This window comes from Bacteroides salyersiae (genome assembly GCF_031172035.1).
GTDB classification, from domain to species: Bacteria; Bacteroidota; Bacteroidia; order Bacteroidales; family Bacteroidaceae; genus Bacteroides; species Bacteroides salyersiae.
Genome location: NZ_CP133452.1, coordinates 506982 through 529484, shown reverse-complemented (window position 1 = coordinate 529484; position 22503 = coordinate 506982). Strand labels below are relative to the sequence as shown.

General features: G+C 41.0%; 32 protein-coding genes and 2 pseudogenes. 31 read left to right on the top strand and 3 right to left on the bottom strand.

Going from position 1 to position 22503, the window contains the following annotated elements; translation table 11 throughout:
- The first annotated feature begins 33 nt into the window (after positions 1–33).
- Positions 34–4317, top strand: coding sequence for a DNA-directed RNA polymerase subunit beta' (rpoC, locus tag RB604_RS02110; protein ID WP_005928995.1), 4284 nt, complete (start codon positions 34–36; stop codon positions 4315–4317).
- Between the two features lie 156 nt (positions 4318–4473).
- On the opposite strand, the gene RB604_RS21410 is transcribed toward rpoC, so the two are convergent.
- The 3 genes and pseudogenes from RB604_RS21410 to RB604_RS21400 all read right to left on the bottom strand — a co-directional run bounded on the left by RB604_RS21410 (position 4474) and on the right by RB604_RS21400 (position 5736).
- Positions 4474–4713 carry a DUF3874 domain-containing protein gene (locus tag RB604_RS21410; RefSeq protein ID WP_373133579.1) on the bottom strand — a complete coding sequence of 80 codons (240 nt, stop codon included), beginning with the start codon at positions 4711–4713 and terminating at the stop codon, positions 4474–4476.
- Between the two features lie 30 nt (positions 4714–4743).
- Positions 4744–5337 (bottom strand): annotated as a pseudogene (locus RB604_RS21405) (VapE domain-containing protein); the annotation flags it as partial.
- Positions 5338–5352: 15 nt separating this feature from the next.
- A complete protein-coding gene (locus RB604_RS21400) occupies positions 5353–5736 on the bottom strand; it encodes a hypothetical protein (RefSeq protein ID WP_005929001.1) in 384 nt (127 codons plus the stop codon).
- 297 nt (positions 5737–6033) lie between these two features.
- Here RB604_RS21400 and RB604_RS02095 point away from each other — a divergent pair.
- The 30 genes and pseudogenes from RB604_RS02095 (at position 6034) to ykgO (ending at position 22499) form a co-directional block, all read left to right on the top strand.
- Positions 6034–6656: pseudogene (locus RB604_RS02095) on the top strand (HU family DNA-binding protein).
- A gap of 115 nt (positions 6657–6771) precedes the next feature.
- The gene (locus RB604_RS02090; RefSeq protein ID WP_005929010.1) at positions 6772–7092 is read left to right on the top strand and encodes a DUF3467 domain-containing protein; all 321 of its coding nucleotides are present in this window, start codon (positions 6772–6774) and stop codon (positions 7090–7092) included.
- Between the two features lie 333 nt (positions 7093–7425).
- Positions 7426–7836, top strand: a complete 411-nt coding sequence (gene rpsL, locus RB604_RS02085) for a 30S ribosomal protein S12 (RefSeq protein WP_002558078.1) — start codon at positions 7426–7428, stop codon at positions 7834–7836.
- A gap of 134 nt (positions 7837–7970) precedes the next feature.
- Entirely contained in the window at positions 7971–8447 is a 477-nt protein-coding gene (gene rpsG, locus RB604_RS02080; RefSeq protein ID WP_002558077.1) for a 30S ribosomal protein S7, read from the top strand.
- Positions 8448–8501: 54 nt separating this feature from the next.
- The gene (fusA, locus tag RB604_RS02075; RefSeq protein ID WP_005929017.1) at positions 8502–10619 is read left to right on the top strand and encodes an elongation factor G; all 2118 of its coding nucleotides are present in this window, start codon (positions 8502–8504) and stop codon (positions 10617–10619) included.
- An 83-nt stretch (positions 10620–10702) separates the two neighbouring features.
- Positions 10703–11008 carry a 30S ribosomal protein S10 gene (rpsJ, locus tag RB604_RS02070; protein ID WP_002558075.1) on the top strand — a complete coding sequence of 102 codons (306 nt, stop codon included), beginning with the start codon at positions 10703–10705 and terminating at the stop codon, positions 11006–11008.
- Positions 11009–11026: 18 nt separating this feature from the next.
- Entirely contained in the window at positions 11027–11644 is a 618-nt protein-coding gene (gene rplC, locus RB604_RS02065) for a 50S ribosomal protein L3 (protein ID WP_005929021.1), read from the top strand.
- Positions 11644–12270, top strand: coding sequence for a 50S ribosomal protein L4 (gene rplD / locus RB604_RS02060; protein ID WP_007480090.1), 627 nt, complete (start codon positions 11644–11646; stop codon positions 12268–12270). Before rplC ends, rplD begins: the two co-directional genes overlap by 1 nt.
- Positions 12271–12286: 16 nt before the next feature.
- On the top strand, positions 12287–12577 hold the full coding sequence (gene rplW / locus RB604_RS02055) for a 50S ribosomal protein L23 (RefSeq protein WP_005929027.1): 291 nt from the start codon (positions 12287–12289) through the stop codon (positions 12575–12577).
- Between the two features lie 5 nt (positions 12578–12582).
- A complete protein-coding gene (rplB, locus tag RB604_RS02050) occupies positions 12583–13407 on the top strand; it encodes a 50S ribosomal protein L2 (RefSeq protein ID WP_002558071.1) in 825 nt (274 codons plus the stop codon).
- 20 nt (positions 13408–13427) lie between these two features.
- Complete coding sequence (rpsS, locus tag RB604_RS02045; protein ID WP_002558070.1) at positions 13428–13697, top strand: 30S ribosomal protein S19; 270 nt, start codon at positions 13428–13430, stop codon at positions 13695–13697.
- A gap of 35 nt (positions 13698–13732) precedes the next feature.
- Complete coding sequence (gene rplV, locus RB604_RS02040) at positions 13733–14143, top strand: 50S ribosomal protein L22 (RefSeq protein ID WP_002558069.1); 411 nt, start codon at positions 13733–13735, stop codon at positions 14141–14143.
- Between the two features lie 5 nt (positions 14144–14148).
- Positions 14149–14883 carry a 30S ribosomal protein S3 gene (rpsC, locus tag RB604_RS02035; RefSeq protein WP_005929031.1) on the top strand — a complete coding sequence of 245 codons (735 nt, stop codon included), beginning with the start codon at positions 14149–14151 and terminating at the stop codon, positions 14881–14883.
- 23 nt (positions 14884–14906) lie between these two features.
- Positions 14907–15341 carry a 50S ribosomal protein L16 gene (gene rplP, locus RB604_RS02030; RefSeq protein WP_005929034.1) on the top strand — a complete coding sequence of 145 codons (435 nt, stop codon included), beginning with the start codon at positions 14907–14909 and terminating at the stop codon, positions 15339–15341.
- Between the two features lie 5 nt (positions 15342–15346).
- On the top strand, positions 15347–15544 hold the full coding sequence (gene rpmC, locus RB604_RS02025) for a 50S ribosomal protein L29 (protein WP_005929037.1): 198 nt from the start codon (positions 15347–15349) through the stop codon (positions 15542–15544).
- Entirely contained in the window at positions 15541–15810 is a 270-nt protein-coding gene (rpsQ, locus tag RB604_RS02020) for a 30S ribosomal protein S17 (RefSeq protein ID WP_085930778.1), read from the top strand. The genes rpmC and rpsQ overlap by 4 nt, the downstream gene beginning before the upstream one ends.
- A 2-nt stretch (positions 15811–15812) precedes the next feature.
- Positions 15813–16178 carry a 50S ribosomal protein L14 gene (rplN, locus tag RB604_RS02015; protein WP_005929039.1) on the top strand — a complete coding sequence of 122 codons (366 nt, stop codon included), beginning with the start codon at positions 15813–15815 and terminating at the stop codon, positions 16176–16178.
- Positions 16179–16198: 20 nt separating this feature from the next.
- Complete coding sequence (gene rplX, locus RB604_RS02010; RefSeq protein ID WP_005929042.1) at positions 16199–16543, top strand: 50S ribosomal protein L24; 345 nt, start codon at positions 16199–16201, stop codon at positions 16541–16543.
- On the top strand, positions 16543–17100 hold the full coding sequence (gene rplE, locus RB604_RS02005; protein WP_005929044.1) for a 50S ribosomal protein L5: 558 nt from the start codon (positions 16543–16545) through the stop codon (positions 17098–17100). Before rplX ends, rplE begins: the two co-directional genes overlap by 1 nt.
- Positions 17101–17106: 6 nt before the next feature.
- Positions 17107–17406, top strand: a complete 300-nt coding sequence (gene rpsN, locus RB604_RS02000; protein WP_004296337.1) for a 30S ribosomal protein S14 — start codon at positions 17107–17109, stop codon at positions 17404–17406.
- A gap of 54 nt (positions 17407–17460) precedes the next feature.
- Positions 17461–17856 (top strand): 30S ribosomal protein S8, encoded by a 396-nt coding sequence (gene rpsH / locus RB604_RS01995; RefSeq protein ID WP_005929047.1) that lies wholly within the window; start codon positions 17461–17463, stop codon positions 17854–17856.
- A 15-nt stretch (positions 17857–17871) separates the two neighbouring features.
- Positions 17872–18441 (top strand): 50S ribosomal protein L6, encoded by a 570-nt coding sequence (rplF, locus tag RB604_RS01990; protein ID WP_005929051.1) that lies wholly within the window; start codon positions 17872–17874, stop codon positions 18439–18441.
- 21 nt (positions 18442–18462) lie between these two features.
- Positions 18463–18807 carry a 50S ribosomal protein L18 gene (gene rplR, locus RB604_RS01985; protein ID WP_007480104.1) on the top strand — a complete coding sequence of 115 codons (345 nt, stop codon included), beginning with the start codon at positions 18463–18465 and terminating at the stop codon, positions 18805–18807.
- Between the two features lie 5 nt (positions 18808–18812).
- A complete protein-coding gene (gene rpsE, locus RB604_RS01980) occupies positions 18813–19331 on the top strand; it encodes a 30S ribosomal protein S5 (protein WP_005929056.1) in 519 nt (172 codons plus the stop codon).
- A gap of 9 nt (positions 19332–19340) precedes the next feature.
- Positions 19341–19517 (top strand): 50S ribosomal protein L30, encoded by a 177-nt coding sequence (gene rpmD / locus RB604_RS01975; protein ID WP_005929058.1) that lies wholly within the window; start codon positions 19341–19343, stop codon positions 19515–19517.
- 32 nt (positions 19518–19549) lie between these two features.
- Positions 19550–19996, top strand: coding sequence for a 50S ribosomal protein L15 (gene rplO, locus RB604_RS01970; RefSeq protein ID WP_005929059.1), 447 nt, complete (start codon positions 19550–19552; stop codon positions 19994–19996).
- Positions 19997–20000: 4 nt separating this feature from the next.
- Positions 20001–21341 (top strand): preprotein translocase subunit SecY, encoded by a 1341-nt coding sequence (gene secY, locus RB604_RS01965; protein WP_005929061.1) that lies wholly within the window; start codon positions 20001–20003, stop codon positions 21339–21341.
- Positions 21342–21355: 14 nt separating this feature from the next.
- Entirely contained in the window at positions 21356–22153 is a 798-nt protein-coding gene (map, locus tag RB604_RS01960) for a type I methionyl aminopeptidase (RefSeq protein WP_007480107.1), read from the top strand.
- 1 nt (position 22154) lies between these two features.
- On the top strand, positions 22155–22373 hold the full coding sequence (gene infA, locus RB604_RS01955; RefSeq protein WP_002558052.1) for a translation initiation factor IF-1: 219 nt from the start codon (positions 22155–22157) through the stop codon (positions 22371–22373).
- Positions 22374–22382: 9 nt separating this feature from the next.
- Positions 22383–22499 (top strand): type B 50S ribosomal protein L36, encoded by a 117-nt coding sequence (ykgO, locus tag RB604_RS01950; protein ID WP_002558051.1) that lies wholly within the window; start codon positions 22383–22385, stop codon positions 22497–22499.
- Positions 22500–22503 lie beyond the last annotated feature (4 nt).

Below are 22503 nucleotides of genomic sequence, written 5' to 3'. Positions count from 1 at the left end.
CTTTCAACTTTTAATTTTCAACTATATTATAGTATGGCTTTTAGAAAAGAAAATAAGACGAAGAGCAATTTCTCGAAAATCTCTATCGGTTTGGCTTCTCCGGAGGAAATCCTTGAGAATTCGAGTGGTGAAGTATTAAAGCCTGAAACCATTAACTACCGTACGTACAAACCGGAACGTGATGGCTTGTTCTGTGAGCGTATCTTTGGTCCTATCAAAGATTACGAATGCCATTGTGGTAAGTACAAACGTATCCGTTATAAAGGGATTGTGTGTGACCGTTGCGGTGTGGAAGTTACAGAAAAGAAAGTGCGTCGTGAACGGATGGGACATATCCAGTTGGTTGTGCCGGTGGCTCACATCTGGTATTTCCGTTCGCTTCCTAATAAGATAGGTTACTTGCTGGGATTGCCTACCAAGAAACTCGATTCCATTATTTATTATGAGCGTTATGTTGTTATTCAGCCGGGTATAAAGGCGGAAGATGGCATAGCTGAATATGATTTGCTTTCAGAGGAGGAATATCTGGATATTCTGGATACACTTCCGAAAGAAAATCAGTATCTGGAAGACACAGACCCGAATAAATTCATCGCCAAGATGGGTGCAGAGGCTATCTATGACTTGTTGGCCCGTCTGGATCTGGACGCGTTGTCGTATGAATTGCGCCATCGTGCCGGAAACGATGCTTCACAGCAGCGTAAGAACGAGGCGTTGAAACGTCTGCAGGTTGTAGAATCATTCCGTGCATCACGTGGACGCAACAAACCGGAATGGATGATCGTACGTATCGTACCGGTTATTCCGCCTGAACTTCGTCCGTTGGTTCCGTTGGATGGTGGTCGTTTTGCTACTTCTGATTTGAATGACTTGTATCGTCGTGTCATTATTCGTAATAACCGTTTGAAACGTCTGATCGAGATCAAGGCTCCCGAAGTAATTTTGCGTAATGAAAAACGTATGCTTCAGGAATCGGTGGATTCACTGTTCGACAACTCACGTAAATCAAGTGCTGTTAAGACAGATGCTAACCGTCCGTTGAAATCATTGTCAGACAGTTTGAAAGGTAAGCAAGGACGTTTCCGTCAGAATCTGCTCGGTAAGCGTGTTGACTACTCTGCTCGTTCGGTAATCGTTGTAGGTCCCGAGTTGAAAATGGGGGAATGCGGTATTCCTAAGTTGATGGCTGCAGAACTTTACAAACCGTTTATCATACGTAAATTGATTGAACGCGGTATTGTGAAGACCGTAAAATCCGCGAAGAAGATTGTTGACCGCAAGGAACCGGTGATCTGGGATATTCTTGAGCATGTAATGAAAGGACATCCGGTATTGCTGAACCGTGCACCGACGCTTCACCGTCTGGGTATTCAGGCGTTCCAGCCGAAGATGATTGAAGGTAAAGCTATCCAGTTGCATCCGCTTGCTTGTACGGCATTTAATGCCGACTTCGACGGTGACCAGATGGCGGTTCACTTGCCTTTAAGTAATGAAGCTATTCTTGAAGCACAAATGTTGATGCTTCAATCACATAATATTCTGAATCCGGCCAATGGTGCTCCTATCACTGTGCCTGCACAGGATATGGTTCTTGGTTTGTATTATATTACCAAGTTGCGTACCGGTGCTAAAGGTGAAGGTTTGACTTTCTACGGACCGGAAGAGGCATTGATTGCGTATAACGAGGGTAAGGTGGATATCCATGCTCCGGTAAAAGTAATCGTGAAGGATGTTGACGAGAATGGTAATATTGTGGATGTAATGCGTGAGACTTCTGTCGGACGTGTTATTGTGAACGAGATTGTTCCGCCTGAAGCTGGCTATATCAATACGATTATCTCTAAGAAATCGCTTCGTGATATTATTAGTGATGTAATTAAGGTGTGTGGTGTGGCGAAGGCTGCCGATTTCCTTGACGGAATCAAGAACCTCGGTTATCAGATGGCCTTCAAGGGCGGTCTGTCATTCAACTTGGGTGATATTATTATCCCGAAAGAGAAAGAGACACTGGTTCAAAAGGGGTATGACGAAGTAGAGCAGGTGATCAATAACTATAATATGGGTTTCATTACCAACAACGAACGTTACAATCAGGTTATTGATATTTGGACACATGTCAACTCGGAGTTGTCTAATATTCTGATGAAGACTATTTCTTCTGACGATCAGGGCTTTAACTCTGTATACATGATGCTTGATTCGGGTGCCCGTGGTTCTAAGGAGCAGATTCGTCAGTTGTCTGGTATGCGTGGTTTGATGGCTAAACCGCAGAAAGCCGGTGCAGAGGGTGGTCAGATTATTGAAAACCCGATTTTGTCGAACTTTAAAGAGGGACTTTCGGTGTTGGAGTATTTTATCTCTACCCACGGTGCTCGTAAAGGTTTGGCTGATACGGCGTTGAAGACTGCTGATGCCGGTTATTTGACTCGTCGTCTGGTAGATGTTTCACACGATGTTATTATTAATGAAGAAGACTGTGGAACTCTTCGTGGATTGGTTTGTACGGACTTGAAGAATAACGATGAAGTTATTGCTACTCTGTATGAGCGTATACTCGGACGTGTATCTGTACATGATATAATTCATCCTACTACAGGCGAATTATTGGTTGCCGGTGGAGATGAGATTACAGAAGATATCGCTAAGAAGATTCAGGAATCTCCGATCGAAAGTGTTGAAATCCGTTCAGTGTTGACTTGTGAATCTAAGAAAGGTGTATGTGCTAAATGTTATGGACGTAACCTTGCAACGAGCCGCATGGTTCAGAAAGGTGAAGCTGTCGGTGTAATCGCTGCCCAGTCAATTGGTGAGCCGGGTACACAGTTGACATTGCGTACGTTCCATGCCGGTGGTACAGCCGCCAATATTGCAGCTAATGCGAGCATTGTAGCTAAAAATGCCGCTCGTCTGGAATTCGATGAGCTCCGCACGGTTGACATTGTTGATGAGATGGGCGAATCTGCGAAAGTGGTGGTAGGTCGTTTGGCTGAAGTACGTTTTGTGGATGTAAACACTAATATTGTTCTGTCTACTCATAACGTTCCTTACGGTTCGACATTGTATGTATCGGATGGCGATGTGGTTGAAAAGGGTAAGCTGATTGCTAAGTGGGACCCGTTCAATGCCGTTATTATCACGGAAGCTACCGGTAAGATTGAATTTGAGAGTGTTGTTGAGAATGTCACTTATAAGGTTGAATCGGATGAAGCGACCGGACTTCGTGAAATCATCATCATTGAGTCTAAGGATAAGACAAAAGTGCCTTCGGTTCATATTCTTACTGAAGATGGCGATTTGATCCGTACTTATAACTTACCTGTGGGTGGACACGTTATTGTTGAAAACGGACAGAAAGTGAAAGCTGGTGAGGTTATTGTCAAGATACCGCGTGCTGTAGGTAAGGCCGGTGATATTACCGGTGGTCTTCCCCGTGTTACGGAGCTTTTCGAAGCGCGTAATCCGTCGAATCCTGCCGTTGTATCAGAAATCGATGGTGAGGTTACGATGGGTAAGATTAAACGTGGTAACCGTGAGATCATCGTTACATCTAAGACCGGTGAGGTTAAGAAGTATCTCGTGGCCCTATCTAAGCAAATTCTGGTACAGGAGAACGACTATGTGCGTGCTGGTACTCCGCTATCGGATGGTGCTATTACTCCGGCAGACATTTTGGCAATTAAAGGTCCTACGGCAGTGCAGGAATATATTGTGAACGAAGTTCAGGATGTATACCGTCTGCAAGGTGTGAAGATCAATGATAAGCATTTCGAAATAATCGTTCGTCAGATGATGCGTAAGGTGGAAATTGACGAGCCGGGAGATACGCGTTTCCTTGAACAGCAGGTTGTGGATAAACTTGAGTTTATGGAAGAAAACGATCGTATCTGGGGTAAGAAAGTGGTCGTTGATGCCGGTGATTCTCAGAATATGCAGCCGGGTCAGATTGTTACTGCCCGCAAGTTGCGTGATGAAAACAGTATGTTGAAACGTCGTGACTTGAAACCGGTTGAAGTACGTGATGCCATTGCGGCTACATCTACGCAGATACTCCAAGGTATCACGCGTGCTGCATTGCAGACTTCCAGCTTTATGTCGGCAGCATCTTTCCAGGAGACTACGAAAGTGTTGAATGAGGCTGCTATCAATGGTAAGATCGATAAGCTCGAAGGAATGAAAGAGAACGTTATTTGCGGTCATTTAATTCCGGCAGGTACAGGTCAGCGTGAATTTGACAAGGTTATTGTCGGCTCAAAAGAGGAGTATGATCGTATCTTGGCAAACAAGAAGACTGTGCTTGATTATAATGAAGTAGAATAAGAATACCGAATTGGTTATTATAAAAAGAAGGGGCAATCACTGTAATAGTGGCTGCTCCTTTGTTTTAATAACTGTTTTTCAGTTTTGTTTTACCTCCTTCACCGCATTCACCTTTTTGGTGTAATACCTTTTCCATCGGCTTTGTAGGGTGAAGGGTCACTCTTTTTGAGGTGAATTGTTTAACCGGTGTACCCGGTACACATTTCCCCATTTTGTATGTTTTCGGACAACTCCTGCCGTTGCTAATATCTGGCTGAAATGATTCGGATTTGCACCCCGCATGGCCGTCGGATTGTGACGTTGTAATGTTTGGAAAATCTCGGCGGCCGATAGCAGTTCATAAGTATCTTCTTCAAAAGCCGGTCGGAAACAATTGCGAAGTACTTCTTCAGCCAATGTCTGACGATAGAACGAAAGATTGTGTTGCTGGATTTGTTGTTCTTCTTCTTTATTGAAGAAGTAACGCCTGTCTGCCATGAGCTCTGCTTTTAATTGGGCATAGATCTGCGAATGCTCAATCCCCTCCAGATTAATGGCTTGCTTCACTTCAATGCAAATATATCTTCGGCTACCGCTTGGGTCTGTTAATAAATCCATACGATTGGATGTGCCGATAAATGAGGCGATACGGGGAAGTAGACGGTAACTTTTTTGATGTGGTTTCCGGAGATTCAGTGTAGACAGTTGCATTAGGTTTTTAAGCTGTGGCATTTGGACGAGTGAGTATCGGTCGAATTCATCCAGGTTTATAAGAGCCATTTCTGCCAGTTTCCGTTCGGCATCTCCTTGTGAGGTGAGCGAAAATTTTTCGGTGTAATAGCGATGAAGGCAAGGGGGGGGCAAACCTTTGCAAAAGGTAGATTTCAGATGTCCCTGTTCGCTGCTGACAAGGATGGGAACTACACAATTTGCATGTACTTGTTCCTTTCCGGTCCATTGAGCTACAACTGCCAGCATCCAGGTGTGAAAACTTTTGATCCATATGGGTGATGTCGATACGCGCTGCGCCAGATCGGTGAGTCGGTCGTGACCATCTCATTCGGGGAGTTCTTTCATATAAAGTTGTAATGGGTGATACGAAGGTATGCGTGTGGAGAGTAGATAGCGGTTTAAATCCCGATCCCAGCATTTGATGCCTATTGTACGGGCATCCATACAAAGTGTATTCATTTCCCGTTGCCCGATCGGTGTGAATGCTGGGTCGGAAGAACTGTTTGGCCGGAATTCTGTCTCTTCTGTCAGCAAGTTATAACGAAAGTCATACTGCATTAATAAATAGTTTTGAAGTGCTTCGCTCGCTTCCTGCTCTTGGACCATCGTTTTGTTTTCGATTCTTCTTTTTTGCCCTGTTTTTGACTCATTGTTTGTTACTTTCCGATTCCACCGGAAGAAATTTCTGATCATTTCCGTAAGTTTCATGTTATTTTCGTTATTGGTTCTTAGGGGAAATGTAAGGTCGTCGATCCCTCTTTTTCGGATTTTCGGGGAATAGATTTATTGAAATCTGCTTAGTTGAAAATAACCTGGTAAATGCTTTGTTTCCTGCTTGTATTTACCTACTTTTGCATGAGAGTTATTAGCGTTTCACAATTGTGAGAAATTCGTCTCTCAATAATGAAACGTGCGTCTCTCATTTGTGAAAAACACGTCTCATAATTGTGAAACGATAATGTTTCCGGTGAGATTTTATGATTATCCTTAAAGAGAATACCGTTTATGGCAGTAGAATTTGAGTTTGCTCCGGTGCCGATGCCTTCAGGACGCCCGAAGAAATTACGTTACTATCCCCGCGTTGTAAATCGTCGCACAGTTTCGACTCCCGACATTGTGAAAGAAATTGAAATGGCTTGTACATTGACAAGAACCGATGTGGTGCTGTGCTTGATGCATTGAACCGTTCGTTGGTAGGCTGGTTGAAAGATGGATGGCGTGTTCATATCGATGGTATCGGATATTTTGATGTATCTTTGACTGCTCCGGAAACGCGAAATCCGAAGGATACCAAAGCTTCGAGCGTGAAATTTAAGAATGTTAACTTTCGTGCCGATAAAGAATTGCGTTACCGGGTGGCCGAACTGAAAGCTGAACGCTCAAAGGCCGGAAGCCATTCGGCTCATTTGTCGGAAATAGAGATAGATATGAAATTGACAGAGTTTTTTAGTGAGAACAGTATATTGGTCCGTCGCGATATCGAAAAAATCTGCCAAATGACACGTGTTACCGCCGGACGTTGTTTGAAGCGGTTGCAGGAAGAGAAGAAATTGAAGAATATCAATACCAAGCAGCAACCGGTATACGTTCCCGTACCCGGACATTACCGGACTTCATTGGAACGGTAGTCTCTTTCACCCTGAATCTCTTTACCACAGCCGGTTACAGTGAGAATGGTGAAAGCGATGAAGGGAGATAAAAACATGGAAATACTCACTATAAATAAAAAATAAATATATTATTATGGAAAATCAGAACCCAAACAATCAGTTGCAGATAGAATTGAAAGAAGAAGTAGCTCAAGGCACTTATGCCAATTTGGCTATCATTACTCATTCCAGTTCAGAGTTTATTCTCGACTTTGTACGCGTGATGCCCGGGATACCGAAAGCTGGAGTTCAATCGCGTGTTGTTTTGGCACCCGAACATGCCAAACGACTGCTTCGTGCATTGGAAGAAAATATTGGTAAATATGAACGGGTATTTGGAGAAATTCGTATGCCCGGAGAGCATCAAGGGGGGACATTTATTCCGCCGATATCGGGTTTTAAAGGTGAAGCTTGATTCGGAAAAATGAATACCAGAGAGGCTTCTCACTACCTTCAAACAATAATTATTGCAGTTTGGAAAGAGGCGGGACTGGATACATGGGTATTGATGTATTGTAAAGCTTTACGATATGATCATGTCTGTGGATTTTTTAGCGAAAGAGGGGAATGGTACTTATATAGCGCTATTCCCTTTTTCTTTTATTGACAGTGAATTGATTATGAAAGCGTTTTTCTAAAAATAATCATATAACTCATTGTGTTTTCAAATATTATTCGTATTTTTGCAGCCCAAAATGTATAGTTACGAAATTAATATAACAATAATATAAATTAAAAACAATTTGAAATGCCTACAATTCAGCAATTAGTAAGAAAAGGACGCGAAGTGCTGGTGGAGAAAAGTAAATCTCCGGCCCTTGATTCATGTCCTCAAAGACGTGGCGTTTGCGTGAGAGTGTATACAACCACTCCGAAGAAACCGAACTCTGCAATGCGTAAAGTTGCCCGTGTACGTTTGACTAACCAAAAAGAGGTTAACTCATACATTCCGGGAGAAGGACACAACTTGCAGGAACACTCTATCGTATTGGTACGCGGTGGTCGTGTAAAAGACCTTCCGGGTGTGCGTTATCACATCGTTCGTGGTACTCTTGATACAGCAGGTGTAGCCGGACGTACTCAAAGACGTTCTAAATACGGTGCTAAACGTCCGAAACCGGGACAAGCAGCAGCTCCTGCAAAAGGAAAGAAAAAATAAAGAATAATTTCAAGTAATAACTTTCGTTTTAGTTTGTTGGAATAAGCTATAAGGTTGAGTAAATTCTCCGGTGGGAGAGTTGAAGACGTCGAAAAATAGACAACCAAAAACAAAAAACATTATTTTTCAAACAAATGAGAAAAGCTAAACCCAAAAAACGCGTTATCCTGCCGGATCCCGTTTACAATGACCAAAAGGTTTCAAAATTTGTGAATCACTTGATGTATGATGGTAAGAAAAATACATCTTATGAAATCTTTTACGCTGCTTTAGAAACAGTTAAAACAAAACTTCCTAACGAGGAAAAATCAGCTCTTGAAATTTGGAAAAAAGCGTTGGATAACGTGACTCCGCAAGTTGAAGTTAAGTCTCGCCGTGTAGGTGGTGCTACTTTCCAAGTTCCTACAGAAATCCGTCCGGATCGTAAAGAGTCAATTTCAATGAAAAATTTGATTTTGTTTGCTCGTAAAAGAGGTGGCAAATCAATGGCTGATAAACTTGCTGCCGAAATCATGGATGCATTCAATGAACAAGGTGGTGCTTACAAACGTAAAGAAGATATGCATAGAATGGCTGAAGCTAACCGTGCATTTGCTCATTTTAGATTCTAATGCTATAAGAAATAACCAATTCAGATTAAAAACTTAAAGTAAAGGAAGAACAAAATGGCAAAGAATGATTTACATTTGACTCGTAATATCGGTATCATGGCTCACATCGATGCCGGAAAAACAACTACTTCTGAACGTATCCTGTTTTACACCGGATTGACTCATAAAATTGGTGAGGTGCATGATGGCGCTGCTACAATGGACTGGATGGCTCAGGAGCAGGAACGTGGTATTACTATTACATCTGCTGCTACAACGACCAGATGGAAATATGATGGTAATACGTATAAAATCAACTTGATTGATACTCCGGGACACGTTGACTTTACTGCCGAGGTAGAGCGTTCATTGCGTGTTCTTGATGGTGCTGTAGCTGCTTACTGTGCGGTAGGTGGTGTAGAACCGCAGTCGGAGACTGTATGGCGTCAGGCTGATAAATATAATGTACCGCGTATTGCGTACGTTAATAAAATGGACCGCTCTGGTGCTAATTTCTTTGATGTAGTAAGCCAGATGAAATCCGTTTTGGGTGCTAATCCGTGTCCGGTTGTGATCCCTATCGGTGCAGAAGAATCTTTCAAAGGGCTGGTTGATCTGATCAAGATGAAAGCTATCTACTGGCATGATGAGACAATGGGCGCTGACTATACAGTGGAAGAAATTCCTGCTAATCTCGTAGATGAAGCTCAGGAATGGAGAGACAAGATGTTGGAGAAAGTGGCAGAGTTTGATGATGCTTTGATGGAGAAATATTTCGATGATCCTTCTACTATTACTGAAGAAGAAATCTTGAGAGCTCTTCGTAATGCAACTGTTCGGATGGCTGTTGTCCCGATGCTTTGCGGTTCTTCGTTTAAGAATAAAGGTGTGCAGACGTTACTTGATTATGTTTGTGCTTTCCTGCCTTCTCCTTTGGATACAGAGAACGTGATCGGTACAAATCCGAATACGGGTGCTGAAGAAGACCGTAAACCGAGTGAGGATGAGAAAACTTCTGCTTTGGCGTTTAAAATCGCAACTGACCCTTATGTAGGCCGTTTGACTTTCTTCCGTGTATATTCTGGTAAGATTGAAGCTGGCTCTTATATTTATAACTCTCGTTCGGGTAAGAAAGAGCGTGTGTCTCGTCTGTTCCAGATGCACTCAAACAAGCAGAATCCGGTAGAGGTGATTAGCGCTGGTGATATCGGTGCTGGTGTTGGTTTCAAAGATATTCACACAGGTGATACTCTTTGCGACGAGACTGCTCCTATCGTACTTGAATCTATGGACTTCCCGGAACCGGTAATTGGTATCGCTGTTGAGCCTAAGACTCAGAAGGATATGGATAAACTGTCTAACGGTTTAGCTAAGTTAGCTGAAGAAGACCCGACGTTCACTGTGAAAACTGACGAACAGACTGGTCAGACGGTTATTTCCGGTATGGGTGAGCTTCACTTGGATATTATTATCGACCGTTTGAAACGTGAGTTTAAGGTAGAATGTAACCAAGGTAAGCCACAGGTAAACTATAAGGAGGCTATTACTAAGACGGTTAATCTCCGCGAAGTTTATAAGAAACAGTCTGGAGGTCGTGGTAAGTTTGCTGATATCATCGTAAATATCGGTCCGGTTGATGAAGATTTCAAAGAAGGCGGATTGCAGTTTGTTGACGAAGTGAAAGGTGGTAATATTCCTAAAGAATTTATCCCTGCTGTACAGAAAGGCTTTGCGAGTGCAATGAAAAATGGTGTATTGGCCGGTTATCCGCTTGATTCGCTGAAGGTGACTTTGGTTGACGGTTCGTTCCATCCGGTTGACTCTGACCAGTTGTCATTTGAAATCTGTGCTATTCAGGCTTATAAAAATGCTTGTGCTAAGGCGGGTCCTGTTTTGATGGAGCCTATTATGAAACTGGAAGTTGTAACTCCGGAAGAGAATATGGGTGACGTTATTGGTGACTTGAACAAACGTCGCGGACAAGTTGAAGGTATGGAATCAAGCCGTTCTGGTGCCCGTATTGTGAAAGCAATGGTTCCGTTGGCGGAAATGTTCGGTTATGTAACCGCATTGCGTACCATCACTTCCGGTCGCGCGACCTCATCAATGGTATATTCTCATCATGCTCAAGTTTCTAACTCTATTGCTAAGGCAGTATTGGAAGAAGTTAAAGGACGTGCTGATCTACTCTAATAAAATACTGAAGCAGCAGGCTAGCGAATGACTCTTAGCCTGCCGCTTGTCTTATTTATATATATTATTAATTTAAACGAACAATGAGTCAGAAAATTAGAATTAAACTGAAATCTTATGACCACAACTTGGTTGACAAGTCAGCTGAGAAGATCGTGAGAACCGTGAAGGCTACAGGTGCTATCGTTAGTGGCCCGATTCCCCTTCCTACGCACAAGCGTATCTTTACTGTGAACCGTTCGACTTTCGTTAACAAGAAGTCTCGTGAACAGTTCGAACTCTCTTCTTATAAGAGATTGATTGATATCTATAGCTCAACGGCTAAGACTGTAGACGCTCTTATGAAACTGGAGTTGCCGAGTGGTGTAGAAGTAGAAATTAAAGTTTGATAATTAAAAATTAGTGAAATGCCAGGATTATTAGGAAAAAAAATCGGAATGACATCCGTTTTCAGTGCTGATGGTAAGAATGTACCATGCACTGTTATCGAAGCAGGTCCTTGTGTTGTTACTCAGATTAAGACCGTAGAAAAAGATGGCTATGCGGCTGTGCAGTTGGGTTTCCAGGATAAAAAGGAAAAACATACTACTAAACCGTTGATGGGGCACTTTAAAAAGGCAGGAGTAACACCGAAGAGACACTTGGCCGAGTTCAAAGAATTTGAGAATGAGTTAAACCTTGGTGATGCAGTTACCGTAGAATTGTTCGAAGGCGCTGATTATGTTGATGTAGTCGGAACTTCTAAAGGTAAGGGCTTTCAAGGTGTTGTTAAGAGACACGGCTTTGGTGGTGTAGGCCAGACTACTCACGGTCAGCACAATCGTGCCCGTAAACCGGGTTCTATCGGTGCTTGTTCTTACCCTGCAAAAGTATTCAAAGGAATGCGTATGGGTGGACAAATGGGTGGTGACAGAGTTACCGTTCAAAACTTGCAGGTATTAAAAGTAATCGCGGAGCACAATCTTCTTTTGATTAAGGGTTCTGTACCGGGTTGCAAAGGTTCAATCGTAATAATTGAGAAATAATGGAAGTTAACGTATATAACATTAAAGGTGAAGACACTGGGAGAAAGGTTACGTTAAACGAATCTATCTTCGGAATTGAGCCCAACGACCACGCTATCTATTTGGATGTAAAGCAATTTTTGGCTAATCAGCGTCAGGGTACTCATAAATCGAAAGAAAGAAGTGAGATCAGTGGTTCTACGCGTAAGATCGGCCGTCAAAAAGGTGGTGGCGGTGCACGTCGTGGTGATATGAACTCACCGGTCCTTGTTGGTGGTGGTCGTGTATTTGGTCCTCAACCAAGAGACTATTACTTCAAGTTGAATAAAAAAGTTAAGACATTGGCTCGTAAGTCAGCTTTGTCTTATAAAGCTCAAAACAACGCAATTGTTGTGCTTGAAGACTTCGCTTTTGAAGCTCCAAAGACGAAAGATTTCGTTGCAATGACAAAAAAACTTAAAGTTTCTGATAAAAAGCTGCTTATGATTTTACCAGAAGCAAATAAAAACGTATATTTGTCAGCTCGTAACATAAAGGGTGCTAACGTGCAGACTATCTCAGGATTAAATACTTACAGAGTATTGAATGCTGGGGTTGTTGTGCTTACTGAAAACTCTTTGAAGGCTATTGACAATATCTTAATTTAAAAAGGAGGCTTAAATAATGGGAATTATTATTAAACCGTTGGTGACAGAAAAAATGACTGCAATAACTGATAAGCTGAATCGTTTCGGCTTTGTTGTGCGTCCTGAAGCTAATAAACTGGAAATTAAGAGCGAAGTTGAAGCCCTTTATAATGTTACGGTTGTTGATGTGAATACTGTGAAGTATGCCGGTAAAAATAAGAGCCGTTATACGAAAGCGGGTATCATCAACGGTCGTACAAATGCTTACAAGAAAGCAATTGTAACGCTGAAAGAAGGAGATACTATTGATTTTTATAGCAATATTTAATAAAAATGGCAGTACGTAAATTTAAGCCCACAACACCGGGGCAAAGACATAAGATTATTGGTACTTTCGAAGAAATTACTGCATCAGTACCAGAAAAGTCGCTTGTATATGGTAAGAAATCATCTGGTGGTCGCAATAGCGAAGGTAAGATGACTATGCGCTACATTGGTGGCGGCCACAGAAAAGTGATCAGAATTGTCGATTTCAAGAGAAATAAAGACGGTGTTCCAGCAGTTGTTAAGACAATTGAGTATGATCCGAACCGTTCGGCTCGTATCGCTTTGTTGTATTATGCTGATGGTGAAAAAAGATATATTATTGCTCCCAATGGATTGCAAGTTGGTGCGACTTTGATGTCAGGTGAAAATGCAGCGCCAGAGATTGGTAATGCACTTCCTCTTCAGAATATTCCGGTCGGTACTGTAATTCACAACATCGAATTACGTCCGGGACAGGGCGCTGCTCTGGTTCGCTCGGCTGGTAATTTTGCTCAGTTAACTTCGAGAGAAGGTAAATACTGTGTTATTAAATTACCTTCAGGTGAGGTTAGACAAATACTTAGCACTTGTAAAGCTACTGTCGGTAGTGTAGGAAACTCAGATCATGGATTGGAAAGCTCAGGTAAGGCAGGCCGCTCTCGTTGGCAGGGTCGTCGTCCTCGTAACCGTGGTGTTGTAATGAACCCGGTTGATCACCCGATGGGTGGTGGTGAAGGACGTGCTTCCGGAGGACACCCGAGATCTCGTAAGGGATTGTACGCTAAGGGACTTAAGACTAGAGCTCCTAAGAAACAGTCGTCTAAGTATATTATTGAGAGAAGAAAGAAGTAATCTGATTAATTGAGTAAACTATGAGTCGTTCATTAAAAAAAGGTCCGTATATTAACGTAAAGCTTGAGAAGAAAGTTCTTGCTATGAATGAATCGGGCAAGAAAGTTGTTGTTAAGACTTGGGCCAGAGCTTCAATGATTTCGCCTGATTTCGTAGGCCATACAGTTGCAGTTCATAACGGAAATAAATTTATTCCTGTATACGTTACCGAAAATATGGTAGGTCACAAGTTGGGCGAATTTGCTCCAACTCGTACTTTCAGAGGACACGCTGGTAACAAGAAAAAATAACAGGATTTATCTGAAATAATAAAGTAATAAATATAATGGGAGCAAGAAAAAAAATATCGGCTGAAAAAAGAAAGGAAGCCCTTAAGACCATGTATTTTGCTAAATTGCAAAATGTTCCTACTTCTCCTCGCAAAATGCGTCTCGTGGCTGACATGATTCGCGGGATGGAAGTGAACAGAGCACTTGGCGTTTTGAAGTTTTCTTCAAAAGAAGCTGCTGCAAGAGTGGAGAAATTGCTGCGCTCTGCTATAGCTAACTGGGAGCAGAAAAACGAACGTAAAGCTGAAAGCGGCGAATTATTTGTAACTAAGATTTTTGTTGATGGTGGTGCTACACTCAAACGAATGAGACCGGCTCCGCAGGGTAGAGGTTACAGAATCCGCAAACGTTCAAATCACGTAACATTGTTCGTTGATTCAAAGAGTAATAACGAAGATCAAAATTAAGGTAGATGGGACAAAAAGTTAATCCAATAAGCAACCGTTTAGGAATTATCAGAGGATGGGATTCTAACTGGTATGGTGGAAATGATTACGGTGATTCTTTGCTGGAAGATAGCAAGATCCGTAAATATCTTAATGCTAGACTTGCAAAGGCAAGCGTTTCAAGAATCGTGATCGAACGTACATTGAAACTCGTTACTATTACTGTTTGTACAGCTCGTCCGGGTATTATTATCGGTAAAGGTGGCCAGGAAGTTGATAAGTTGAAAGAAGAGTTGAAGAAGGTTACCGACAAAGATATTCAGATCAATATCTTTGAAGTAAAAAGACCGGAACTGGATGCTGTGATTGTTGCTAACAACATCGCTCGTCAGGTAGAAGGTAAAATTGCCTATCGCCGTGCCATTAAGATGGCTATCGCAAATACTATGCGTATGGGTGCTGAAGGTATCAAAATTCAGATTTCAGGACGTTTGAATGGAGCTGAAATGGCTCGTTCTGAAATGTATAAAGAAGGAAGAACTCCGTTGCACACTTTTAGAGCAGATATCGATTATTGTCATGCGGAAGCTTTGACTAAAGTGGGTCTTCTCGGTATTAAAGTTTGGATTTGTAGAGGTGAAGTATTTGGTAAGAAAGAATTGGCTCCGAACTTTACACAAAACAAAGAAAGTGGTCGTGGAAACAATGGTGGAAACAACGGCGGCGGAAAGAACTTCAAAAGAAAGAAAAATAATCGCTAAACGAATTTGAATTTTAGGAAACTATGTTACAACCGAAAAAGACAAAATTCAGAAGACAACAGAAAGGACGGGCTAAAGGTGTTGCACAAAGAGGCAACCAGCTTGCTTTTGGTTCTTTTGGAATTAAGGCTTTGGAAACGAAATGGATCACAGGCCGCCAGATTGAAGCTGCTCGTATTGCAGTAACAAGATATATGCAACGTCAGGGACAAATTTGGATTCGTATATTCCCGGATAAACCTATTACAAGAAAACCTGCTGATGTACGTATGGGTAAAGGTAAGGGTGCTCCCGAAGGATTCGTGGCTCCTGTTACTCCGGGTAGAATTATTATTGAAGCAGAAGGTGTTTCTTATGAAATCGCAAAAGAAGCTCTTCGCTTAGCTGCTCAAAAACTTCCTATCACTACGAAGTTTGTAGTGAGACGTGATTATGATATTCAAAATCAAAATGCGTAACGTTTATGAAAATTGCAGAAATTAAAGAAATGTCTACTGCTGACTTAGCAGAAAGAATTGAAGCAGAAGTAGTGAATTATAACCAGACGGTTATTAACCATGCTATTTCTCCTCTGGAAAACCCTGCGCAAATTAAACAGTTACGCAGGACTATTGCGCGTATGAAAACAGAGTTGCGCGAAAGAGAACTTAACAATAAATGATCAGCTCGATGGAAGCAAGAAATTTAAGAAAAGAAAGAACAGGTGTTGTATTGAGCAATAAGATGGATAAAACCGTTACTGTTGCTGCCAAATTCAAGGAAAAACACCCTATATATGGTAAGTTCGTTAGTAAAACGAAGAAGTACCATGCTCACGATGAAAAGAATGAATGCAATGTAGGTGATACAGTACGCATTATGGAAACTCGTCCTTTGAGCAAGACTAAGAGATGGAGATTAGTAGAAATAATTGAAAGAGCTAAGTAATTATGATACAAGTAGAATCCAGACTTACAGTATGTGACAACAGTGGAGCTAAAGAAGCTCTTTGTATCCGCGTTTTGGGCGGTACAAGACGTCGCTATGCTTCAGTAGGGGACGTTATTGTCGTTTCTGTAAAGAGCGTCATTCCCTCGGGTGATATTAAAAAAGGTGCAGTGTCTAAAGCTTTGATCGTACGTACTAAGAAAGAAATCCGTCGTCCCGATGGCTCTTATATACGTTTTGATGATAATGCTTGCGTTTTGTTAAACAATGCAGGTGAAATTAGAGGTAGTCGTATTTTCGGTCCGGTAGCTCGTGAACTTCGTGCTACTAACATGAAAGTTGTGTCACTTGCGCCTGAGGTACTTTAATTTTTTAAAGGATTTAAGTAATGAGTAAATTACATATTAAAAAAGGCGATACAGTATGTATCATAGCGGGAGAATCTAAAAGCCAAGATCGTAGTAATGGCACTTGGAAAACCGGGAAGGTTTTGAAGGTTCTTGTAAAAGAACAGAAGGTGATAGTGGAAGGCTTTAACATGATATCAAAGAGTACTAAACCGAATGCGAAGAATCCGCAGGGTGGTATCATTAAACAGGAAGCACCTATTCACATCTCTAACGTTGCATTGGTGGATCCGAAAACTGGTAAGCCTACTCGCGTTGCTATTAAAGTTAAAGAAGATGGTACTAAAGTACGCATCGCTAAAAAATCAGGAGAGGAGATTAAGTAATGAGTAATACTGCAAGCCTTAAGAAAGAATATGCAGAGCGTATTGCGCCTGCACTGAAGTCAAAGTTCCAGTACTCTTCATCAATGCAGGTGCCCGTACTTAAGAAGATTGTTATCAATCAGGGGTTAGGTATGGCTGTTGCCGACAAGAAGATCATTGAAGTAGCTATTAACGAGTTGACAGCAATTACCGGCCAGAAAGCCGTAGCAACTATCTCTCGTAAAGATATCGCTAACTTTAAGTTGCGTAAGAAGATGCCGATTGGAGTAATGGTTACTTTGCGTCGTGAAAGAATGTACGAATTCCTAGAAAAATTGGTTCGCGTGGCTCTACCACGTATCCGTGACTTCAAAGGTATTGAAAGTAAGTTCGATGGAATGGGTAACTATACCCTTGGTATTCAGGAGCAAATAATTTTCCCTGAAATTAATATCGATAGTATTACAAGAATTCTCGGAATGAATATTACCTTTGTAACCTCTGCGCAGACAGATGAAGAAGGTTATGCCTTGTTGAAGGAATTTGGTTTACCGTTTAAAAACGCTAAAAAAGACTGATAAATTATGGCAAAGGAATCAATGAAAGCACGCGAAGTTAAGCGTGCTAAATTAGTAGCCAAATATGCCGAAAGAAGAGCTGCTTTGAAGCAAATTGTGAGAACAGGTGATCCTGCTGATGCTTTTGAAGCAGCACAGAAATTGCAGGAACTGCCTAAGAATTCTAATCCGATCCGCATGCACAATCGTTGCAAGCTGACTGGTCGTCCGAAAGGATATATCCGTCAATTCGGTATTTCAAGAATCCAGTTCCGCGAGATGGCATCTAACGGCCTTATTCCAGGTGTAAAGAAAGCAAGCTGGTAATTTTATTGTTTAAATATTGTCAGGGTAGTCCTGATTAATTTAATTATTTATTATATGACTGATCCAATAGCAGATTATTTGACGAGGTTGCGGAACGCTATTCAAGCAAAACACAGAGTAGTAGAAGTTCCTGCTTCAAATTTGAAAAAAGAAATCACTAAGATTCTTTTTGAAAAAGGCTACATCCTTAATTATAAGTTTGTAGAAGATGGTCCTCAGGGAACGATCAAGGTTGCCTTGAAGTACGATTCAGTTAACAAGGTTAACGCAATCAAAAAACTTGTAAGAATATCTTCTCCGGGTTTACGCCAGTATACCGGTTACAAAGATATGCCGCGTGTTATTAATGGTTTGGGTATTGCTATTATATCTACTTCCAAAGGTGTAATGACAAACAAAGAAGCTGCTGAGCTGAAAATCGGTGGTGAAGTATTGTGTTATGTATATTAATAGGAGGAAAAAGCAATGTCAAGAATAGGAAAATTACCCATTAGTATTCCTGCGGGAGTAACAGTTACTCTGAAGGATAATGTGGTTACCGTAAAGGGACCCAAAGGCGAACTTAGCCAATATGTGAATCCTGCTATCAATGTTTCTATTGAAGATGGACACGTAACTTTAAGTGAAAACGAAAATGCAATGCTTGATAATCCGAAGCAAAAACATGCTTTCCACGGTTTGTACCGTTCATTGGTTCACAACATGGTTGTGGGCGTATCTGAAGGTTACAAGAAAGAGTTGGAGCTTGTCGGTGTAGGTTATCGTGCTTCTAACCAGGGAAACATCATTGAATTGGCCTTAGGTTACACACACAATATCTTTATACAGTTGCCTTCTGAGGTTAAAGTAGAGACAAAATCTGAAAGAAATAAGAATCCTCTTATTATCTTAGAGTCTTGCGATAAACAGTTGCTAGGTCAAGTTTGCTCTAAAATACGTTCTTTCCGTAAGCCTGAACCATATAAGGGAAAAGGTATTAAGTTTGTTGGCGAAGAGATTCGCAGAAAGTCTGGTAAATCAGCCGGCGCTAAGTAGATTAAATAAATTTATATCATCATGACAACAAAAATAGAAAGACGAATTAAGATCAAATATAGAGTACGCAATAAAGTGTCAGGTACTGCTGCATGTCCGCGTATGAGTGTATTTAGAAGTAACAAGCAAATCTATGTCCAGATTATCGACGATTTGTCAGGTAAGACTTTGGCAGCTGCTTCATCTCTTGGTATGACTGAGAAGTTACCCAAAAAAGAGCAAGCTGTTAAGGTTGGGGAAATGATTGCTAAAAAGGCTCAGGAAGCAGGTATTACTACCGTTGTTTTCGACCGTAATGGTTACTTGTATCATGGGAGAGTAAAAGAAGTGGCTGATGCTGCTCGTAACGGTGGACTTAAATTTTAATCATTATGGCAGGAGTAAATAATAGAGTTAAAGTTTCTAACGATATAGAACTGAAAGATAGACTGGTTGCTATCAATCGTGTTACTAAGGTAACCAAAGGTGGTAGAACTTTTAGTTTCTCTGCAATTGTTGTTGTAGGTAACGAAGAAGGAATCATTGGTTGGGGGCTTGGTAAAGCAGGTGAAGTAACAGCGGCTATCGCAAAGGGTGTTGAATCTGCTAAGAAAAATCTGGTTAAAGTTCCGGTTTTGAAAGGTACGGTTCCTCACGAACAAACAGCAAAATTTGGTGGAGCTGAAGTATTCATCAAGCCTGCATCCCACGGAACCGGTGTTGTAGCTGGTGGTGCTATGCGTGCTGTATTGGAGAGTGTTGGTGTAACAGATGTTTTGGCCAAATCAAAAGGTTCTTCCAATCCGCACAACTTGGTTAAGGCTACTATCATGGCTTTAGGCGAAATGCGTGATGCAAGAATGGTTGCTCAGAACAGAGGAATTAGTGTTGAAAAAGTATTTAGAGGATAAGGAGGAGATATGTCAACTATAAAGATCAAACAAGTTAAAAGCAGAATTGGTGCTCCAGCTGATCAAAAAAGAACTCTTGATGCACTGGGACTTCGTAAACTGAATCGTGTGGTTGAGCACGAATGTACTCCTTCAATTCTTGGGATGGTAGATAAGGTTAAACACTTGGTTACCATTGTTAAGTAATTATTTGTTGAATAAATAAAACGAATTACAATATGAACTTAAGTAATTTAAAACCTGCAGAAGGCTCTACTAAAACAAGAAAAAGAATCGGACGCGGTCCGGGATCTGGTTTAGGAGGTACTTCTACAAGAGGTCATAAAGGAGCTAAATCAAGATCTGGATACTCTAAAAAGATCGGTTTTGAAGGTGGTCAGATGCCTCTTCAACGTCGTGTACCTAAATTTGGTTTTAAGAATATCAATCGCGTAGAATATAAGGCTATTAATCTTGATACAATTCAGAAATTGGCTGAAGCTAAGAATTTGGAGAAAGTAGGTGTTAATGACTTTATCGAAGCTGGATTTATTTCTTCAAGCCAGTTGGTAAAAGTATTAGGTAACGGAACTTTGACTACTAAGCTGGATGTAGAAGCTCATGCATTTTCAAAGAGTGCAACTGCTGCTATCGAAGCTATAGGTGGAACTGTAGTAAAACTCTGATTCAATGAGAAAAGCTATTGAAACATTAAAGAATATATGGAAGATTGAGGATCTGAGACAGCGGATCCTCATCACCATATTGTTTGTGGCGATTTACCGTTTTGGTTCGTATGTTGTGCTGCCTGGTATTAATCCGGGTATGCTGACACAATTGCATCAACAAACAAGCGAAGGCCTTTTAGCCTTGTTAAACATGTTCTCAGGAGGAGCATTTTCTAATGCCTCTATTTTTGCATTAGGAATTATGCCTTATATCTCTGCATCTATCGTTATCCAGTTGTTGGGAATTGCTGTGCCATATTTCCAGAAGCTGCAACGGGAGGGAGAGAGCGGCAGAAGAAAAATGAACCAGTATACACGTTATTTGACGATTGCTATCCTTTTGGTTCAGGCCCCTTCTTATTTGCTCAATCTTAAAATGCAGGCTGGACCTTCCTTAAATGCTTCATTAGATTGGACTCTGTTCATGGTTACTTCTACCATTATTCTGGCAGCTGGAAGTATGTTTATCTTGTGGCTTGGTGAAAGAATCACAGATAAGGGTATTGGTAATGGTATTTCATTTATCATTTTGATTGGTATCATTGCTCGTCTTCCGCAGTCTTTGGCTCAGGAATTTATTTCCCGTATGACTGATAAGACAGGAGGAATGATCATGTTTTTGTTTGAAATGGTATTCCTGTTGATAGTAATTGCCGGTGCGATTCTTTTAGTGCAAGGAACGAGAAAGATTCCTGTACAGTATGCAAAAAGAATTGTTGGTAATAAACAGTATGGTGGTGCAAGACAGTATATCCCTTTGAAGGTAAATGCTGCAGGTGTAATGCCTATCATCTTTGCTCAGGCGATAATGTTTATCCCGATCACTTTAATTGGATTTTCGAATGTCAATAATGTGAGCGGTTTTGTACGTGCATTTACTGATCATACGAGTTTCTGGTATAACTTTGTTTTTGCTGTAATGATTATATTGTTTACATACTTCTATACGGCAATTACGATTAATCCGAACCAGATGGCTGAAGATATGAAGAGAAATAACGGTTTCATCCCGGGTATCAAGCCTGGTAAGAAAACGGCTGAATACATTGACGATATAATGTCGCGTATTACATTGCCCGGTTCTTTCTTCTTGGCTTTGGTTGCCATTATGCCTGCATTTGCCGGTTTGATTGGTGTGAAAGCTGAGTTTGCTCAATTCTTCGGTGGTACATCTTTGTTAATTCTTGTAGGTGTAGTTCTTGATACGCTGCAACAGGTTGAAAGTCATTTGTTAATGAGACATTATGACGGTCTGTTGAAATCGGGTCGTATTAAGGGGCGTGCTGGTGTAGCCGCATATTAATTCTTTTAATAGAAATGATATTTCTTAAAACAGAAGATGAAATTGAGCTGCTCCGTCAGAGTAATTTGCTTGTAGGAAAAACATTGGCTGAAGTTGCTAAATTGATTAAGCCAGGCATAACCACTCGTGAATTGGATAAAGTCGCCGAAGAGTTTATTAGAGATAATGGAGCTGTTCCGACTTTCAAAGGATTTCCTAATCAATATGGAGATCCGTTTCTTGGTTCTTTATGTACTTCTGTTAATGACGAAGTCGTACATGGTATTCCGGGAAATATTGTTTTGAAAGAAGGCGATATTGTATCTGTGGATTGTGGAACTTATATGAATGGTTTTTGTGGTGATTCAGCGTATACGTTTTGTGTAGGCGAGGTGGACGAGGAAGTTCGGAATTTGTTGAAAGTTACTAAGGAGGCATTATATATAGGTATTCAGAATGCTGTACAAGGTAAGAGAATCGGTGATATTGGATATGCTATTCAACAATATTGTGAATCCCATTCTTATGGCGTAGTACGTGAGTTTGTCGGTCATGGCATTGGTAAGGAGATGCATGAGGATCCTCAGGTTCCTAATTATGGTAAAAGAGGATACGGTACGCTATTGAAAAAGGGACTTTGTATTGCAATAGAACCTATGATAACTTTGGGTAATCGGCAAGTTATAATGGAGCGTGACGGATGGACTGTGAGAACAAGAGACCGGAAATGTGCTGCACATTTTGAGCATACCATTGCAGTAGGTGCAGGCGAGGCGGATATTCTTTCATCATTTAAATTCATTGAAGAAGTTTTAGGAGATAAAGCAATATAGTATGGCAAAGCAATCTGCAATAGAACAAGATGGAGTTATAGTTGAAGCATTGTCTAATGCAATGTTTCGTGTTGAATTAGAAAACGGGCATGAAATTACTGCTCATATTTCTGGTAAGATGAGAATGCACTACATTAAAATCTTGCCGGGGGATAAAGTAAGAGTTGAAATGTCTCCTTACGATTTATCAAAAGGAAGAATTGTATTTAGATATAAATAAAAATTAGATATGAAAGTAAGAGCATCATTAAAGAAACGTACGCCAGAATGTAAGATCGTTAGACGTAATGGCCGTTTGTATGTTATTAACAAGAAAAATCCTAAGTATAAACAACGTCAAGGATAATTTA